This window comes from Escherichia sp. 93.0816 (assembly GCF_013368855.2).
In the GTDB taxonomy this organism is placed as follows: Bacteria; Pseudomonadota; Gammaproteobacteria; order Enterobacterales; family Enterobacteriaceae; genus Escherichia; species Escherichia ruysiae.
Window position 1 is genome coordinate 151,537 of sequence record NZ_JABWNC020000003.1, and the last position, 20,828, is coordinate 172,364.

Consider the following 20,828-nt stretch of genomic DNA (forward strand, 5'->3'; position numbering starts at 1 on the left):
GGACTCGCTAAGGATGTGCGCCATTTATCAGGAATGCCATTATGAGCCTGATTATTGATGTTATTTCGCGTAAAACATCCGTCAAACAAACGCTGATTAATCCTGGCGACGTTACGGTTGTTATTTATGAGCCCTCTGTGGTGCAGGTTCATGCTCAGGCATCTGCCGTTGCGCGTTACGTTCGCGAAGGAAATGACCTGCTGATCTATATGCAGGATGGCACGGTTATCCGTTGCAACGGCTATTTCCAGCAAGCGGCAAATACCAGTGAACAATCTGAACTGGTCTTTACCGATGGACAACAGCTAACCCACGTAACCTTTGCCGATGCCGCAGCGGGGGGGATAGCCCCCGTAGAACTGACCGCCCAGACCACCGCTATTGAAAGTATTGCACCATTTCTTGATACCGTTGCTCAGACCAGCACCTTCCCGTGGGGATGGTTAGCGGGTGCGGCGGTAGGTGGCGGTGCGCTTGGCGCTTTACTGGCAAGCGGTGGCGATGACGATTCAAAAACTGAAGTGGTTAACAACCCTCCGCCACCCGCCGAGCCAGGCAATGCGACCCCATCATTTTTAGTCACCGATAATCAGGGCGATCAGCGCGGTATTCTTGCCACCAATGACATCACCGATGACACCACGCCAACCTTTAGCGGTAGCGGGCAGGCGGGTGCGACCATCCAGATTAAAGACAGTAACGGCAATACTATTGCCAGTACTCAGGTAGACAGCAACGGGCACTGGAGCGTCTTTTTACCCACGCAAAGCGCAGGTGAACATACCTGGTCAGTGGTGCAAATTGTCGGCAGCACCATCACTGACGCTGGTTCGATAACGTTAACCATCGACGACAGCCAGGCCAGCGTGCAGGTCGCCACCACCGCAGGCGATAACATTATTAACGCCAGCGAACAGGCCGCCGGATTTACGCTTTCAGGCACGACGAGCAACTTGCCGCAGGGAACAGAACTCAGCGTCACGCTAAACGGCAAAACCTACACGACCAGCGTAGGTGCTAACGGCGCGTGGAGCGTGCAGGTGCCGACCGCTGACGCCCAGGCGTTAGGCGAAGGGAATCAGGCAGTACTGGTCAGCGGGAAAGATGCCACAGGCAATACGGTCACCGGCGCGCAACTGTTAACCGTCGATACCCAGCCGCCGACGCTTGCTATCAACACCATCGCCCAGGACAACATTGTCAGCGCCGCAGAACATAATGCCGCGCTGGTAGTGAGCGGTACTTCGAATGCTGAAGCCGGGCAAATCGTTACACTGACAGTAAATGGTAAAAGCCATACAGCAACCGTCGGTAGCGACGGCACATGGCAGGTGGCGCTGCCTGCCGCAGAAGTGCAGGCGCTGGCAGATGGTAACTACGCCGTAAATGCCAGCGTCAGCGACCGGGCAGGAAATACCACCAGCAACAGCGCGAATTTCGCGGTAGATACCAGCGCGCCGACGATTAACGTCAACACCGTGGCGGGCGACGATATTCTTAATAATGCCGAACAGGCCGTTGCGCAGATCATCTCCGGAAACGTCAGCGGTGCTTCTCCTGGCGATACGGTGACTGTGAAATTGGGCGCTCATGTCCTGACGGGCGTCGTGCTGGCAGACGGTAGCTGGAATGTGGCGCTGGACCCGGCGGTAACCCGCACGCTGGATCGCGGAGCCAATACGATTTTCGTCACCGTGACAGATGCCGCCGGAAATACCGGCGCGGCGTCTCGTGCAATCACGCTGGTGGGCGTTTCTCCGTTGATCACCATTAACACCGTCTCCGGCGATGACATTATCAGTGGTGCAGAAAAAAATGCGCCACTGACCCTCACCGGCAGCACTCAACAGGCCGAGACAGGACAAACGGTCACAGTAACCCTCGCCGGACAGAGTTTTACCACTACCGTGCAGGCCGATGGCTCCTGGAGTCTGACAGTACCCGCTGCCGATATGGGTAATCTGCCTGACGGTGCGGTGGCAATTACTGCATCTGTGACGGATCTCAGCGGCAATACCGGCAACACCTCCCGTACCATTACCGTCGACAGCCAGGCGCCGGCCTTAAGCATCGATCCGCTGACCGCCGATAACGTCATCAACGCCGCCGAAAGCGGGCAGGATTTGCCCATCACCGGCACCACCGACGCCCAGCCTGGGCAAACGGTTACCGTCACGCTGAATGGACAGACCTATCAGGGCATCGTGCAGTCAGATGGCACATGGAGTGTGACCGTTCCCGCCGCCAACGTTGACGCGCTGGCTGACGGCAACGCCACGGTCACCGCCAGCGTAAACGATGTTGCCGGTAACCCTAGCAGCGTTTCACGCGTGGCGCTGGTCGATGCCACGCCGCCTGTGGTGACCATTAATCCGGTAGCGACCGATAACGTTATCAACACACCGGAACACACTCAGGCGCAAATCATCAGCGGCACGGCCACCGGCGCACAGGCTGGCGATATCGTCACCGTGACCCTCAATAATGTGGATTACACCACGGTGGTGGATGCTTCTGGCAACTGGAGCCTGGGCGTTCCGGCTTCCGTTGTCAGCGGGCTGGTGGACGGCAGTTATCCGATCAACGTTTCAGTCACCGACCGCGCCGGAAACACCGGCAGCCAGTCACTCACTGTCACGGTCAACACTGCCGCGCCGGTGATTGGCATTAACACTATCGCGGGCGATGATGTGATTAACGCCAGCGAAAAAGGAGCCGATGTCCAGATTACCGGCACCAGCGATCAGCCTGCTAATACCGCCATCACCGTAACGCTGAACGGGCAAAATTATGCGGCGACGACCGACGCCTCCGGCAACTGGAGCGTTACGGTTCCGGCATCGGCGGTAACCGCATTAGGCCAGGCCAACTACACGGTGACGGCAGCGGTGACCAGTAGTATTGGCAACAGCGCCACCGCCAGCCATAACGTGCTGGCCGATAGTGCGCTGCCCGGCGTGACCATTAATCCGGTGGCAACCGACGATATTATTAACGCCGCCGAGGCGGGCGTTGCGCAAACCATCAGCGGGCAGGTGACTGGAGCCGCCGTTGGCGACACGGTAACCGTAACTCTGGGCGGTAATACCTACACCACCACCGTGCAGGCCGGTTTAAGCTGGAGCGTGAGCGTTCCGGAGGCAGATATTCAGGCGCTGGGAAATGGTGATTTAACGGTTAATGCCTCGGTCACCAATCAAAACGGCAACACCGGCAGCGGCACGCGGGATATCACCATCGACGCCAATCTACCTGGCCTGCGGGTCGATACGGTGGCGGGCGATGATGTGGTCAATATCATTGAGCACGGGCAGGCGCTGGTGGTCACCGGCAGCAGTTCGGGGCTGGCAGAAGGCACGCCGCTTACCGTCACAATTAATAACGTCGAATACACTACAGCGGTGCAGGCCGATGGTAGCTGGAGCGTGGGCGTCACGGTGGCGCAGGTTAGCACCTGGCCTGCGGGGACGGTGACGGTTGCCGTGTCCGGGGAAAGTAGCGCCGGAAATCCGGTGAGCATTACGCATCCGGTGACGGTGGATCTCACTCCGGCGGCGATCACCATCAACACCATCGCCACGGACGACGTGATTAACGCAGCAGAAAAAGGCGTCAATTTAACTCTTTCCGGCACCACCACTAACGTAGAAGCCGGACAAACGGTCACCGTTACCTTTGGCGGTAAAAATTACACAGCCACAGTTGCAGGCGATGGTAGCTGGACAACCACTGTACCCGCTGCCGATTTAGCGGCATTACCCGATGGCAGCGCCTCCGCGCAGGCCAGCGTCAGCAACGTCAACGGCAATAGCGCCTCGGCGGTTCATAACTACAGTGTTGATAGCAGCGCGCCAACCATCCTTATCAATACCGTTGCCAGCGACAATATCGTCAACGCCAGTGAAGCCGATGCGGGAGTGACGGTGAGCGGTAGCACCACTGCAGAAGCAGGGCAGATTGTTACGATAACGCTCAATAGCCCGACCGTGCAGACGTATCAGGCAACGGTACAGGCCGACGGCAGTTGGAGTATTAACATTCCGGCGGCAGATCTTGAGGCATTGACGGATGGCAGCCACACCCTGACCGCGACGGTCAATGACAAAGCGGGCAACCCGGCGAGCACCACGCATAATCTGGCGGTGGATCTCACTGTTCCGGTGCTGACCATCAACACCATTGCGGGCGATGACATTATTAACGCCACCGAGCACGGGCAGGCGCTGGTGATCTCTGGTTCCAGTACCGGCGGGGAAGCGGGGGATGTCGTTACCGTCACGCTAAACAGTAAAACCTATACCACGACGCTGGATGCCTCCGGCAACTGGAGCGTCGGCGTTCCGGCGGCGGACGTCACTGCGCTGGGCAGCGGTTCGCAAACCGTGACGGCAAGCGTTACCGATGCGGCGGGCAATAACGATATTGAGACGCACACGGTCACCGTTAACCTTACCGCGCCGACCATTGGCATTAACACCATCGCCACCGATGACGTGATTAACGCCACGGAAAAAGGCGCGGATCTGCAAATCAGCGGCACCAGTAACCAGCCCGCAGGCACCGCAATTACGGTGACGCTAAACGGGCAAAATTACACCGCGACGACAGACGCCGCAGGCAACTGGAGCACCACGGTGCCAGCCTCCGCCGTCGGTGCGCTGGGCGAAGCCAGCTACGTGGTGACGGCGAACGTTACCGACAGCGCGGGCAACAGCAATTTCGCCAGCCATAGCGTACAGGTGAATACCGCGCTACCAGGCGTCACCATTAATCCGGTGGCGACCGACGATATTATTAACGCCGCCGAATCGGGCGTAGCGCAGACCATCAGCGGGCAAGTGACGGGCGCGGCGGCGGGCGATACCGTCACCGTGACGCTTGGCGGCAAAACGTATACCGCCACCGTACAGGGCAATTTAAGCTGGAGCGTGGACGTTCCGGCGGCAGATATTCAGGCGCTGGGCAATGGCTCTCTCACGGTTAACGCCTCGGTGACCAACGGCGTTGGCAATACTGGCAGCGGTTCACGCGAGATCGCGATAGACGCTAATCTGCCGGGTCTGCGCGTCGATACCGTGGCGGGCGATGATGTGGTTAACAGCATCGAGCACGCTCAGGCGCTGGTGATAACCGGTAGCAGTAGCGGGCTGGCGACGGGCGCGGCGCTGACGGTGGTGATTAACACGGTCACTTACGCTGCGACAGTATTAGCCGATGGCACATGGAGCGTTGGTGTTCCGGCGGCAGATGTGGGCAACTGGCCTGCGGGTACGGTGAATATTACGGTTTCAGGCGCCAGTAGCGCAGGAAACCCGGTCACTATCACCCATCCGGTCACCGTCGATCTGGCGGCGGTGGCGATTTCCATTAACACCGTTTCTGGTGATGATGTGATTAACGCCGCCGAAAAAGGGGCAGATTTAACCCTTTCCGGCAGCACCTCCGGCGTGGAAGCGGGGCAAACGGTCACCGTCACCTTTGGCGGGAAAACCTATACCGCCACCGTAGCGGGCGATGGTAGCTGGACAACCAGCGTACCCGCCGCCGATCTCAGCGCGTTACGCGACGGCGACGCCTCCGTGCAGGCCAGCGTCAGCAATATTAACGGCAACACGGCTTCGGCAACGCACGCCTACAGCGTCGATGCTACGGCACCGACGCTTGCCATTAACACTATCGCCACTGACGATATTCTGAACGCCGCCGAGGCGGGCAATCCGTTAACCATCAGCGGCACCAGTACCGCCGAAGCGGGGCAGACGGTGACCGTCACGCTTAATGGCGTGACTTACACTGGCACCGTCCAGGCTGATGGAAGCTGGAGCGTCAGCGTGCCGACAACGGATCTCAGCAATCTGACCGCCAGCCCGTACACCGTCAGCGCCTCGGTCAACGACAAGGCGGGTAACCCGGCGACCGCAACTCACGGGCTGGCGGTGGATCTCAGCGTGCCAGTGCTAACCATCAACACCATCTCCGGCGATGACATCATTAACGCCGCCGAACACGGACAGGCGCTGGTGATCTCCGGTTCCAGCACCGGCGGGGAAGCGGGCGATGTCGTCACCGTCACGTTAAACAGTAAAACCTACACCACCACGCTGGACGCTTCCGGCAACTGGAGCGTCGGCGTTCCGGCGGCAGATGTCACTGCGCTGGGCAGCGGCGCGCAAAGCATCACCGCGACCATTACCGACGCGGCAGGCAACAGCGATGACGCCAGCCGCACGGTTACCGTGAATCTGACCTCACCAACCATTGGTATCAATACCATTGCCACGGATAACGTGATTAACGCCACGGAAAAAGGCGCGGATCTGCAAATCACCGGCACCAGTAATCAGCCTGCTGGCACCACAATTACAGTGACGCTGAATGGGCAAAATTACACCGCCACCACAGATAGCAACGGTAACTGGAGCGCCACGGTGCCAGCATCAGCGGTTAGCGCGTTGGGTGAAGCCAACTACACGGTAACGGCAAATGTCACCGACACGGCAGGCAACAGCAACTCCGCCAGCCATAGCGTGCTGGTCAACAGCGCCTTGCCTGCTGTCACCATTAACGTGGTGGCGACCGACGATATTATTAACGCTGCTGAATCCGGCAACGCGCAAACCATCAGCGGTCAGGTCACGGGCGCAGCGGCGGGGGATACCGTCACCATCACGCTTGGCGGGAAAACCTACACCACTACCGTACAGGCCAATTTAAGCTGGAGCGTGGACGTTCCGGCGGCGGATATTCAGGCTATCGGCAATGGCTCTCTCACCGTACACGCCTCGGTGACCAACGTCGTCGGCAATACCGGCAGCGGTTCGCGAGACATCACTATCGACGCTAATCTGCCTGGCTTACGCGTCGATACGGTGGCGGGCGATGACGTCATAAACAGCATTGAGCACAATCAGGCGCTGGTGATCACCGGTAGCAGCACCGGGCTAACGGCGGGAACGGCGGGAACGGCGTTAACGGTCGTGATTAACAGCGTCACCTATGGCGCGACGGTGTTAGCTGATGGCACATGGAACCTCGGCGTTCCGGCGGCAGACGTCAGCAACTGGCCTGCGGGTACGGTCAATATTACGGTAAGCGGCACCAACAGTGCCGGAACAACCTCCACCATTACCCATCCAGTCACCGTCGATCTGGCGGCGGTCGCCATCACCATTAACACCCTTTCCGGCGATGATGTGATCAACGCCGTCGAAAAAGGCGAAACGCTGGTCGTAAGCGGCAGCACCAGCGGTGTCGAAGCCGGGCAGACGGTGACCGTGACCTTTGGCGGCAAAAATTACACCACTACTGTGGAAGCCAACGGTAGCTGGACGGTGAACGTGCTACCTGCCAATCTCACTTCGCTGCCGGACGGTGCGGGCAACGTGCAGGCGAGCGCCAGCAACATTAACGGCAACAGCGCCCAGGCCGATCGCGCGTATAGCGTCGATACCACCGCACCGCTTGTGACCATCAACACCATCGCCAGCGACGATACTCTCAACGTGAGCGAAGCGGACGCGGGAATAACCATCAGCGGCACCACCACGGCGCAGGCCGGGCAGACGCTGACTGTCACGCTGAATAACAACACTTACCAGACCACCGTCCAGGCCGATGGCACCTGGAGCGTGAACGTTCCGGCAACGGATTTAAGCGGGCTGACTGCCAGCAGCTATACCGTGACTGCGACGGTGAGCGACAAAGCGGGCAACCCGGCAAGCGCCGACCATGCGCTGGCGGTGGACACCACCGCGCCGGATATCACTATTAACATCGTCGCGGGCGATGACATCATCAACGCTATCGAACACGGGCAGGCGCTGGTGGTGAGCGGCACCAGTACGGGCGCGGCGGCGGGCGATGTGGTTACGGTTAACCTGAACGGTAAAAACTACACCACCACGCTGGACGCCTCCGGTAACTGGAGCGTGGGTATTCCGGCGGCTGATGTCACGGCGCTGGCAACTGGCAGCCAGACCATCACCGCCAGCCTGAGCGATCGCGCGGGCAACAGCGACAGCACGACTCACGATGTGACCGTTGATCTCAGCGGCCCGACGCTGACCATCAATATCGTCTCCGGCGATGACATCATTAACAATACCGAGAAAACCCAGGATCTGACCATCAGCGGCGGCTCCAGCGGTCTGGCGACAGGCACCACGGTCACGGTGATGTTGAACGGTCTGGCGTACAGCGCCACCACCGACGGTTCTGGCAACTGGAGCGTTACCGTGCCAGCTTCGGCAGTCGGCGCATTGGGTGAGGCGGTGTACCAGATTAGCGCCAGCGCCACCGACAGCGCGGGTAACAGCGGCGCTACCACCCATACGGTGAATGTCGAATCGCTCCTGCCAGGGGTAATCATTAATACCGTGGCAGGCGATGACATTATCAACGCCGCTGAAATCGCCGTTAACCAGACCATTAGCGGTCAGGTAACGGGAACGGCGCAGGCGGGGAATACGGTGACGGTCACGCTTGGTGGCAACCAGTACATCGCAACCGTGCAGCCAGATTTAAGCTGGAGCGTCAGCGTGCCTGCGGCAGATTTGCAGGCGTTGGGTAACGGTGAGCTGACCATCAACGCCTCCGTCACCAACACTACAGGCAATACCGGCACCGCCACACACGACATAGTGATAGACGCCAATCTGCCAGGTCTGCGCGTCGATACCGTAGCAGGCGATGATGTGGTCAATATTATCGAACACGGTCAGGCGCTGGTGGTAACCGGCAGCAGCACCGGGCTGGCGGTGGGAACGCCACTGACAGTGGAAATCAACAGCGTCACCTATGGCGCAACGGTACTCGCCGATGGCACCTGGAGCGTCGGCGTTCCGGCGGCAGATGTCGCTAACTGGCCGGCGGGGACGGTCGATATTGCTGTTTCAGGTACCAATACCGCCGGAACGACAACCAGTATTAGCCATCCGGTTACGGTCGATCTCGCTACCGTGGCGATCACCATCAACACTCTTTCTACTGACGATGTGATTAACGCCGCCGAAAAAGGCAGCGATTTACAGCTCTCCGGCACCACCTTCGGCGTGGAAGCGGGGCAGACCATTACCGTCATATTTGGCGGCAAAAGCTACACCACCACGGTGGCAACGGGCGGGAGCTGGGGGCTGACGGTTCCGGCGGCGGATCTCACGGCTTTACCGGACGGCGCAGCAAACGTACAAGCCAGCGTCAGCAACGTAGCAGGCAACATCGCCCAGGCGACTCATGCTTACAGCGTTGATGCCACCGCGCCCTCTGTCACCATCAACACCATCGCCACGGACGATATTCTTAACGCCGCTGAAGCCGGAACGGCGCTAACCATCAGTGGCACCAGCACGGCAGAGGCCGGGCAGACGGTGACCGTGACGCTAAACGGCGTCAATTACAGCGGCAACGTACAGGCAGACGGGAGCTGGAGCGTCAGCGTACCGACTGGCGATTTAGCCAACCTCACCGCCAGCCCGTATATCGTCAACGCGGCGGTCAGCGACAAAGCCGGAAATCCGGCTTCGGCAACGCATAATCTGGCGGTGGATCTGCTTGCCCCGGTCGTCACCATCAACACGGTGGCGGGCGACGACATCATCAATGCCACTGAACACGGACAGGCGCAGATTATCAGCGGCTCGGCAACGGGCGCGACGACTGGTAACACGGTTTCCGTGACGATTGGTACGACCACCTACACCACCGTGCTGGACGCCAACGGCAACTGGAGCATCGGTGTGCCTGCCAGCGTGATTTCCGCACTGGCGCAGGGCGATGTGACCATTACCGCCACGGTTACCGACTCCGCCGGCAACAGCGGCACGGCCTCGCACATTGTCAACGTGGCGCTCGGCGCGCCGGTACTCGCCATTAACACCATCGCCGTTGACGACATTATCAACGCCACCGAGAAAGGCGCGGATCTGGCGATTTCCGGCACCAGCAACCAGCCTGCGGGCACGCAGGTAACCGTGATGCTCAACGGGCAAAATTACACCACCACTGCCGATGCTTCCGGTAACTGGAGCGTGACCGTTCCGGCGTCTGCGGTTGGTACGCTTGGTGAAGCGACTTATACCGTGACCGCCGCCGCAACCGATGCTGATGGCAACAGCGGTTCCGCCAGCCATAACGTGCAGGTTAATACCGCGCTGCCGGGCGTCACCATTAACGTTGTGACGACGGACGATATTATTAACGCTGCCGAAGCCGGGGCAGATCAAATCATCAGCGGTCAGGTGACGGGCGCGGCGGCAGGCGACACGGTAACCGTCACGCTGGGGGGCGAGACTTACACGGCGACAGTGCAGGCCAATTTAAGCTGGAGTATTAATGTTCCGGCAGCCGCTTTACAGGCATTGGGCAACGGCGAGCTAACGATTTCGGCTTCGGTAACGAACAGCGTTGGCAATACCGGTAACGGCACGCGTGAAATCACCATAGACGCGAATCTCCCCGGTCTGCGGATTGACACCGTGGCGGGCGATGATGTGGTGAATATCATCGAGCACGGGCAGGCACTGGTGGTAACCGGCAGCAGTTCTGGTCTGGCTGCGGGTGCCGTACTCACGGTTTCGATTAATAGCCAGACCTATAGCGCAACGGTTTTAGCCGATGGCTCATGGAGCGTCGGCGTTCCGGCGGTGGATGTCAGCGCCTGGCCTGCGGGGACGGTCACGATTACGGCGAGCGGTAGCACCACCGCCGGAAACCCGGTCAGCGTTACGCATCCGGTAACTGTCGATCTCTCGGCGATTGCCGTAAGCATCAACGCCATTACCGCCGATGATGTGATTAACGCCGCTGAAAAAGGCGCGGCGTTAACGCTCTCCGGCAGCACTTCGGGTGTCGAAGCCGGGCAAACGGTCACAGTGACCTTTGGTGGTAAAAACTACAGCGCCACGGTGGCTGCGAATGGTTCCTGGAGCACCACAGTTCCGGCGGCGGATATGGCCGCCCTGCGTGATGGCGACGCCAGCGCACAGGCCAGCGTCAGCAACGTTAACGGCAACAGCGCCACCACCACTCATGCTTACAGCGTCGATGCCAGCGCGCCAACGGTGACCATCAACACTATTGCGGGCGACGACATTCTTAACGCCACCGAAGCCGGTACGGCGCTGACCATCACCGGCAGCAGCACGGCGGAAGCGGGGCAAACGGTCACCGTCACGCTCAATGGCGCAAACTATAGCGGCACGGTACAAACGGACGGTAGCTGGAGTATCAGCGTGCCGCCAGCCGACGTAAGCGCCCTGACCGCCAGCAACTACACCGTCAGCGCGGCGGTGAGCGATAAAGCCGGAAACCCGGCCTCGGTTAACCACAACCTGACGGTGGATACTTCCGTTCCGCTGGTCACCATCAACACGGTCGCGGGCGATGATGTGATCAACGCAGCGGAACACGCCCAGGCGCAGATTATCAGCGGTTCCGCCACTGGCGCGGCAACCGGTAGTACCGTCACGGTGACTATCGGCACAAGCACCTTCACCACCGTGCTGGATGCCAGCGGTAACTGGAGCGTCGGCGTTCCGGCAAGCGTCGTCTCGGCACTGGCGAACGGCACTGTCACCATCAACGCCAGCGTCACCGATGCCGGGGGTAACAGCGGCAGCGCCACGCATCAGGTGACGGTCAATACCGGTCTGCCAACCATTACCTTTAACGCCATTAGCGGCGATAACGTGCTGAATGCCGATGAAAAAGGCCAGCCGTTGACCATCAGCGGCGGCAGTACGGGGTTGGCGACCGGTGCACAGGTTACCGTCACGCTCAACGGTCACAACTACAGCGCCACCACCGACGCAGCGGGCAACTGGACCTTAACCGTACCGGTGAGCGATCTGGCGGCGTTAGGCCAGGCTAACTATACCGTCAGCGCCAGTGCCACCAGTGCGGTGGGTAACACCGCCAGCAGCCAGGCGAATTTACTGGTCGACAGCGGCCTGCCGGGCGTCACCATCAACACTGTGGCAGGCGACGATATTATCAACGCCGCTGAAGTGGGCGCCGATCAAACCATCAGCGGGGTGGTGACCCGCGCTGCCGCAGGCGATACGGTCACCGTCACGCTGGGCGGCAAAACCTACACCGCCACGGTACAGGGCAACTTAAGCTGGAGCGTCAGCGTTCCGGCAGCCGATCTCCAGGCGCTGGGCAATGGCGATTTAACCATTAACGCCTCTGTCACTAACGCCAGTGGCAACACGGGCAGCGGCACGCGCGACATCACCATTGACGCCAACCTGCCTGGGTTACGCGTGGATACCGTGGCGGGCGATGATATCGTCAACAGCATCGAACACGGGCAGGCGCTGGTGATCACCGGCGGCAGCAGCGGCCTGAATGCAGGTGTGCCATTGACGATCACTATTAATGGCACGGCTTATTCCACCACGGTACAGGCAGACGGTAGCTGGAGCGTCGGTATTCCGGCGGCAAACGTCAGCGCCTGGCCTGCGGGGCAGTTAAACATTGAGGTAACAGGGCAAAGCAGCGCCGGAAACCCGGTCAGCGTCAGCCATTCGTTTACCGTTGATTTAACAGCGGTGGCAATCAGCATCAACACCGTTGCCAGCGATGACGTAATTAATACCGCCGAAAAAGGCACCGATCTGACCCTTTCCGGCAGCACCAGCGGGATTGAAAGCGGGCAAACTGTTACCGTCACCTTTGGCGGCAAAACCTACACCGCAAGCGTCGCCGCCAACGGGAGCTGGAGCATAACGGTTCCGGCAGCAGATCTTACAACTCTGCCAGACGGCGCGGCGAACGTGCAGGCCAGCGTCAGCAGCGCGAGCGGCAATAACGCGTCGGCGACCCATGCGTACAGCGTCGATGCCAGTGCGCCGACGCTCACCATTAACACCATCGCCAGCGACGATATTCTTAACGCCGCAGAGGCCGGAAGCCCGCTCACCATCAGCGGCACCAGCACCGCCGAAACCGGGCAGACGGTGAGCGTCACCCTTAACGGCGCAACCTACACCGGCAACGTACAGGCTGACGGTAGCTGGAGCGTTAGCGTCCCTGCGTCATCACTCGGCGCGCTGACCGCAAGCAATTACACCGTCAGCGCCACGGTCAACGACAAAGCGGGCAACCCCGGCAGCGCCAGCCATAATCTGGCGATAGACACCACCGCGCCGGTTCTCACCATTAACACCGTGGCGGGCGATGACATCATCAACGACGCCGAGCACGCGCAGGCACTGGTGATCTCCGGCACCAGCAGCGGCGGGGAAGCGGGCGATGTGGTGAGCGTTGTGCTCAACGGCAAAACCTACACCACCACGCTGGATGCTTCCGGCAACTGGAGCGTCGGCGTACCGGCGGCGGATGTGACGGCGCTGGGTAGCGGTGCGCAGACCATCACCGCCAGCGTCAGCGATCGGGCAGGCAACAGCGACGACGCCAGCCGCACCGTGACGGTAAGCCTCACCGCACCAGCGATCGGCATCAACACCATCGCGGGCGATGATGTGATCAACGCGACGGAAAAAGGATCGAATCTGGCGCTTTCCGGCACCAGCGATCAGCCTGCGGGCACGGCGATCACCGTCACCCTGAACGGACAAAACTACAGCACCACCACCGACGCTTCCGGCAACTGGAGCGTTACTGTGCCAGCCTCGGCAGTTAGTGCGCTGGGCGAGGCGACCTACAGCGTGACGGCGAGCGTCACCAACGCTCAGGGCAACAGCAGCACCGCCAACCATAACGTACAGGTCAATACCGCGCTGCCGGGTGTGACCATAAATCCGGTCGCAACTGACGACATTATCAATGCCGCCGAAGCAGGCAGCACGCAAACCATCAGCGGCCAGGTAACCGGTGCGGCGGCGGGCAGCACCGTCACCGTTGAACTGGGCGGTAAAACTTACACTGCCACCGTCCAGCCAGATTTGAGCTGGAGTGTCAGCGTGCCTGCCGCCGACTGGCAGGCGCTGGGTAACGGTGAGTTAACGGTTAACGCTTCGGTGACCAACGCCGTTGGTAACACCGGCAGCGGTACGCGCGATATCACTGTCGACGCCAGTCTGCCAGGCCTGCGGGTCGATACCGTTGCGGGTGATGATGTAGTCAATATCATCGAACACGCTCAGGCGCAGGTGATCACCGGCAGCAGCTCCGGCTTTGCGGCAGGTGCGGCGCTGACGGTGGTGATAAATAACCAAACGTATGCTGCCACGGTGCTGGCGAACGGCAGCTGGAGCGTCGGCGTTCCGGCGGCGGATGTCAGCAACTGGCCTGCGGGAACGCTGAATATTACCGTTAGCGGCGTGAACAGTGCCGGAACGCAAACCAGCATTATCCATCCGGTGACAGTTGATCTCGCCGCCGTCGCCGTCAGTATTAACGCTATTACCGCTGATGATGTGATTAACGCCGCCGAAAAAGGTGCGGCGTTAACGCTTTCCGGCAGCACCTCCGGCGTCGAAGCGGGGCAAACAGTTTCTATTACCTTTGGTGGCAAAACCTACACCACCACGGTGGCGGCAAACGGTAGCTGGATCACCACCGTTCCGGCTGCGGATATGGCGACTTTGCGTGACGGTGATGCCAGCGCGCAGGTACGGGTGACCAACGTTAATGGCAACAGCGCCACGGCAACGCACGAATACAGCGTCGATAGCGCCGCGCCAACCGTCACCATCAACACCATTGCCAGCGATAACATCATCAACGCCAGCGAAGCAGCGGCGGGCGTGACGGTTTCCGGCACCAGTACGGCGGAGACGGGGCAAACGCTCACCGTTACGCTTAACGGCACTAACTACCAGACCACGGTGCAGGCGGACGGCAGCTGGAGTTTAACACTGCCCGCCAGCGACTTAACCGCACTTGCCAATAACGGCTACACCCTGACCGCCACGGTCAGCGATCTGGCGGGTAACTCCGGCAGCGCCAGCAAAGGCGTAACCGTCGATACCACCGCGCCGGTGATCAGCTTTAACACCGTGGCGGGCGATGACGTAATTAACAACGTTGAACACACTCAGGCGCAGATTATCAGCGGCACCGCCACGGGCGCGGTAGCGGGCGACCGCCTGGTGGTGACCATCGCCGGGCAGCAGTACGTTACCAGCACCGATGCCAGCGGCAACTGGAGCGTCGGCGTGCCAGCCAGCGTGATTTCCGGCCTTGCGGACGGCACGGTGACCATCAGCGCCACCATTACCGATAGCGCAGGCAACAGCAGCACGCAAACGCATAATGTGCAGGTGAACACGGCGGCAGTGTCGCTCTCGGTCAGCACCATCAGCGGCGATAACCTCATTAATGCCGCCGAAGCAGGCAGTGCGCTGACCCTGAGCGGCACCGGCACCAATTTTGCGACAGGCACAGCGGTGACCGTGTTGCTTAACGGCAAAGGCTACAGCGCCACCATTCAAAGCAACGGGAGCTGGAGCGTGAATGTGCCAGCGGCAGACGTTGCGGCACTTGCTGATGGCACCAGCTATACGGTTAGCGCCTCCGCCCAGGACAGCGCCGGAAACAGCGCCACGGCCTCGCGCAGCGTGGCGGTAGATCTCACCGCGCCGATTATCAGCATTAACACCGTTTCGACGGACGACCGACTCAACGCAGCCGAACAGCAGCAGCCGTTAACCCTTAACGGCTCGACCAGCGCGGAAGTCGGGCAGACGGTCACCGTGACCTTTGGCGGCAAAACCTATACCGCAACGGTAGCCGCCAATGGCACCTGGGCGCTGAACGTACCTGCGGCGGATCTGGCAACACTCGGGCAGGGCGCACAGACCATTACCGCCAGCGTGAACGATCGCGCGGGCAACCCCGGTCAAACCACGCACGCCCTGACCGTTGACACCGCTGCGCCGACGGTGACCATCGCCACGGTAGCGGGCGACGATATTATCAACAACGCCGAACAGCTTGCCGGGCAGACCATCAGCGGCACCACCACCGCCGAAGTGGGACAGACGGTGACTGTCACCTTTAACGGTCAGAGCTGGAGTGCAACGGTTGGCAGCGGTGGAAGCTGGTCGGTGTTTATTCCGGCGCAGCAGTTTGCCGGATTAAGCGACGGCAGCTACACCATCAGCGCGTCGGTCAGCGATCAGGCCGGAAACCCCGGCAGCGCCAGCCGTGGCGTGACGTTGAACGGCGATGTTCCCACCGTCACCATCAACACCTTCGCGGGCGATGATGTAGTGAATGCGGCGGAACACGGCTCGTCTCTGGTTATCAGCGGCACCACCACCGCGCTGGTCGGACAGACGCTGACCCTGACTTTAAACGGCAAAACCTACACCACCACGGTGCAGACCGGCGGTAGCTGGAGCTACACCCTCGGCAGCGCCGATGTCACCGCGCTGGCGGACGGCAACGCCTACGTGATTAACGCCTCGGTAAGCAACGCTATCGGCAACACCGGCAGCAGCAATCACACCATTACCGTCGATCTCAGCGCCCCGGCGATGGGCATTAATATCGATTCCCTGCAAGCCGACACCGGTCTTAGCGCCAGCGACTTTATCACCAGCGTTAGTCCGGTGGTGGCCAACGGCTCGCTCACCGCCGCGCTTGCCAGTAACGAGACGGCGCAAATCAGTATCGACGGCGGCGTAACCTGGACCACGCTCACCGTTACCGGCACGACCTGGCGCTATAACGACAGCCGCACGCTGACCGATGGCAACTATCTCTATCAGGTGCGGGTGATTGATGCGGCGGGCAACGTCGGCGCGACTGACAGCCAGAATGTGGTGATCGACACCATCGCGCCAGATCCAGCGGTGAAAACCATCGCCATCAGCGCGATCACTACCGATACGGGCCTGATCACTAACGATTTTGTCACCAGCGACACGACGCTTGCAGTGAGCGGCACGCTGGGCGCGACGCTTTCTGCCGGTGAGTTCGCGCAAATCAGCATTGATGGCGGCACCACCTGGCAGAACCTGGCGGTAAATGGCTTAACCTGGAGCTATCTTGACGGGCGCACGCTGACTGACGGCAACTACAACTATCAGGTGCGGGTTATCGACACCGCCGGAAATATCGGCGCGACCGCCAGCCAGATTGTCACCGTTGACACCAGCGCGCCGCTGGCGAGTAAAACCATCGCCATTGCGGGCATCAGCGATGACACCGGGTTAAGCAGCAGCGATTTTGTTACCCGCGACACGACGCTGACCGTGCGCGGGACACTCGGCGCGGCACTTGCCGCCGATGAACGGGCGCAAATCAGCCTCGATGGCGGCGTTACCTGGAGCACGTTAACCGTTATCGGCACCAGCTGGAGCTATGCTGATGGCCGCACGCTCACCGACGGCACCTGGAACTACACGGTGCGGGTGGTGGATCTGGCGGGCAACGTCGGGCAGACCACGACGCAAAACGTGGTGGTCGACACCACCAGCCCGGAAGCGGCGAAAAGCATCACCATTACCGGCATCAGCGATGACACCGGAGCCAGCAGCAGCGACTTTATTACCAGCGATACCACGCTTACCGTGCGCGGCGTACTGGGGGCGGCGCTCGGCGCTAACGAATTCGCGCAAATCAGTACCGACAACGGCGCAACCTGGGTGAATGTGACGCTGGCGGCAGACGGCCTGAACTGGACATACGCTGATGGGCGCACGTTGACTAACGGCACGACCACCTGGCAGGTGCGGGTGGTCGATCTGGCAGGCAACGTCGGCGCAACGGGCAGCCAGACGGCGCAGATCGACACTGTAAACCCGGCGCAGGTGCTCACCATTGCCAGTATCAGCACCGACACGGGGAGTTCAGCCACCGATTTTATCACCAGCGATACCACGCTCATGCTGACCGGTTCGCTGGGGGCAGGGCTTGCCAGCGGCGAAGTGGCGCAGATCAGCCTCGACGGCGGCGCGACCTGGACTACGCTCACCACTAACGGCACGCAATGGACTTACACCGACAGCCGCACGCTGACCGACGGTAGCTATGTCTATCAGGTGCGGGTGCTGGATCTGGCGGGAAATACCGGCCCGGTGGTGTCGAAAACGGTAGTGGTCGATACGATTAACCCCACCGCCACGCCGACCATTGTGTCGTATACCGATGATGTCGGGCAGCGTCAGGGGACGTTAAGCAGTTCGCAGGCTACCGACGACACCACGCCGCTGTTAAACGGCGTGCTCTCCGCTCCGCTGGCCAGCGGTGAAGTGGTTTACCTCTACCGCAACGGCTTGTTGTTAGGCGCGGTGACGATGGTCGGCGCACTGAACTGGACCTACAGCGACAGCGGGCTGGTCAGCGGTGCCTATACCTACAGCGCGCGGGTAGTGGATCTGGCGGGGAATATCACCTCCTCCAGCGATTTTATCCTGACGGTTGATACCTCTATTCCGACGACGCTTGCGCAAATCACCAGCCAGACCACGCGTGACACCACGCCGATTATCAGCGGCGTGATCACTGCCGCGCTTGCCAGCGGGCAGTATGTTGAAGTGGTGATCAACGGTAAAACCTACACCTCACAGCCGGGTGGCGCGGTGGTGGTCGATCCGGCGCACAACACCTGGTATGTGCAACTGCCGGATACCGATGTGCTGGCAGCGTCCGCAACCGCTTATAATGTCACCGCGCAGGTGAAAAGCTCGGCGGGCAACGGCAACACCGCCAACGTCAGCAACGGCACGGTGACGGTCAACGCGGCAATTGATTACACGCCCGCCTGGACGACCGCCAATAAAACAACGGCCTGGGGGCTAACCTATGGCCTCGACACGCACGGGATGTGGACGGTGCTGGCCAACCAGCAGGTGATGCAATCTACCGACCCGCTTACCTGGTCGAAGACCGCCCTGACGCTGTATCAGAGCGGCAACAACTACGCCACCAGTTCTATCGCCGATTACGACCGTAACGGTACGGGCGATCTGTTTATTACCCGTGATGATTACGGCACGGGCTATATCAACGGCTTTACCAATAACGGCGACGGCACGTTTTCCAGTGCGATTCTGGTCGCCGTTGGCACTCTGACGTGGTATGGCTCGGTAGTCGCGTTTGATAAAGAGGGCGACGGCTATCTTGATTTCTGGATTGGCGACGCCGGGGGGCCAGACTCCAATACCTTCCTGTGGAATAACGCGGGCGTGCTGACGGGGAACTCTACCGTAACCAACAACGGCGGGAGCGCCACAGTCGGTGGGGCGGTGACGGGATATCTTTCACTCAACGAAGGTTCTGGCGTTGATCTGAACAACGACGGCAGGATCGACCTGGTTCAGCACACCTTCAACCTGAACAACTATTACACGCTGTCTTCGCTCATCAACCAGGGGAATGGCACGTTTGTCTGGGGACAAAACACCATCAACACCTTCCTCAGCACGGCGGGCAGCGGCGGCAACTCGACGTCTGTCTCCATGACCTGGGCGGATTTCGATGGTGACGGCGATATGGATCTCTTCCTGCCCGCCAGCCAGGGAAGAACTAACTACGGTTCCCTGTTATTCAACACCAACGGCGTGCTGGGAAGTCCGGTGGCAGTGGGGGCAACGGCAACTACCTATGCCAGCCAGTTTAGCCTGGCGGTGGACTGGAACCATGACGGCCTGATGGATATCGCCCGTATCGCCCAGACCGGACAATCCTACCTTTACACCAACGTTGGTGGTGCCAGTAACTGGACGCAGTCGGCTCTCGGCGGTAGCCAGAGCGGCACCACCAGCGGCGTGGCGGCAATGGACTACGACTGGGACGGCGCGGTGGATGTACTGGTGACCAAACAGTCGGGCAGCGTGTTCCTGATCCGCAACACCAACACGGTGAGCTACGGCACTTCGCTGCACCTGCGCATCACCGATCCCAACGGGATTAACGTCTATTACGGCAATACCGTAAAACTGTACAACTCGGCGGGTGTGCTGGTCGCCACGCAAATCATCAACCCGCAGTCGGGGATGGGGGTTAACGACACCTCGGCGCTGGTCAATTTCTACGGGCTGAATGCCGGAGAAACCTATAACGCGGTGCTGATCAAATCCACCGGTGCCACCGCCAGCAATATCGACCAGACGGTCAATACCACCTGGGGCGGTTTACAGGCCACCGATGCTACCCACGCTTACGATCTCAGCGCCGAAGCAGGCACCGCGAGCAACAACGGTAAGTTCGTTGGCACCGGTTATAACGACACCTTCTTCGCCACCGCAGGCACCGACACTTACGATGGCTCCGGCGGCTGGGTGTACAGCTCCGGCACCGGAACGTGGCTTGCGAACGGCGGGATGGACGTGGTTGATTTCCGCCTCTCGACGGTGGGTGTGACCGCGAACTTAAGCAGCACCGCCGCGCAGGCTACTGGCTTTAACACCTCGACATTTACCAATATCGAAGGCATTTCCGGCTCGAATTTTAACGACACTCTGACCGGCAGCAGCGGCGATAACCAACTGGAAGGGCGCGGCGGCAACGACACGCTCAACATCGGCAACGGCGGTCACGACACCTTGCTCTATAAACTGCTCAACGCCAGTGACGCCACTGGCGGCAACGGCTCGGATGTGGTGAATGGCTTTACGGTAGGGACATGGGAAGGCACCGCCGACACCGATCGCATTGATATTCGTGAACTGTTACAGGGCAGCGGCTACACCGGCAACGGCAAAGCCAGCTACGTCAACGGCGTGGCGACGCTGGATGCACAGGCCGGGAACATCAGTGATTTTGTCAAAGTCACCCAGAGCGGCAGCGACACCATCGTGCAGATCGACCGCGATGGCACAGGCGGCAATTTTGCGACAGCTAACGTGGCCACGCTGACGGGCGTGCATACCGACCTCGCCACTTTGCTGGCGAATCATCAGTTGATGGTGGTGTAG

1 protein-coding gene is annotated in these 20,828 nt (G+C 60.2%); it reads left to right on the forward strand.

The window, feature by feature from the left end:
- The first annotated feature begins 41 nt into the window (after positions 1 to 41).
- Complete coding sequence (siiEA, locus tag HEM79_RS05445) at positions 42 to 20,828, forward strand: BapA-related adhesin SiiEA (protein WP_176243026.1); 20,787 nt, start codon at positions 42 to 44, stop codon at positions 20,826 to 20,828.

What these genes read in the sequence shown, in the direction of transcription:
- siiEA (WP_176243026.1), top strand. Translation starts at nt 42, where the DNA reads ATGAGCCTGATTATTGATGTTATTTCGCGTAAAACATCCGTCAAACAA.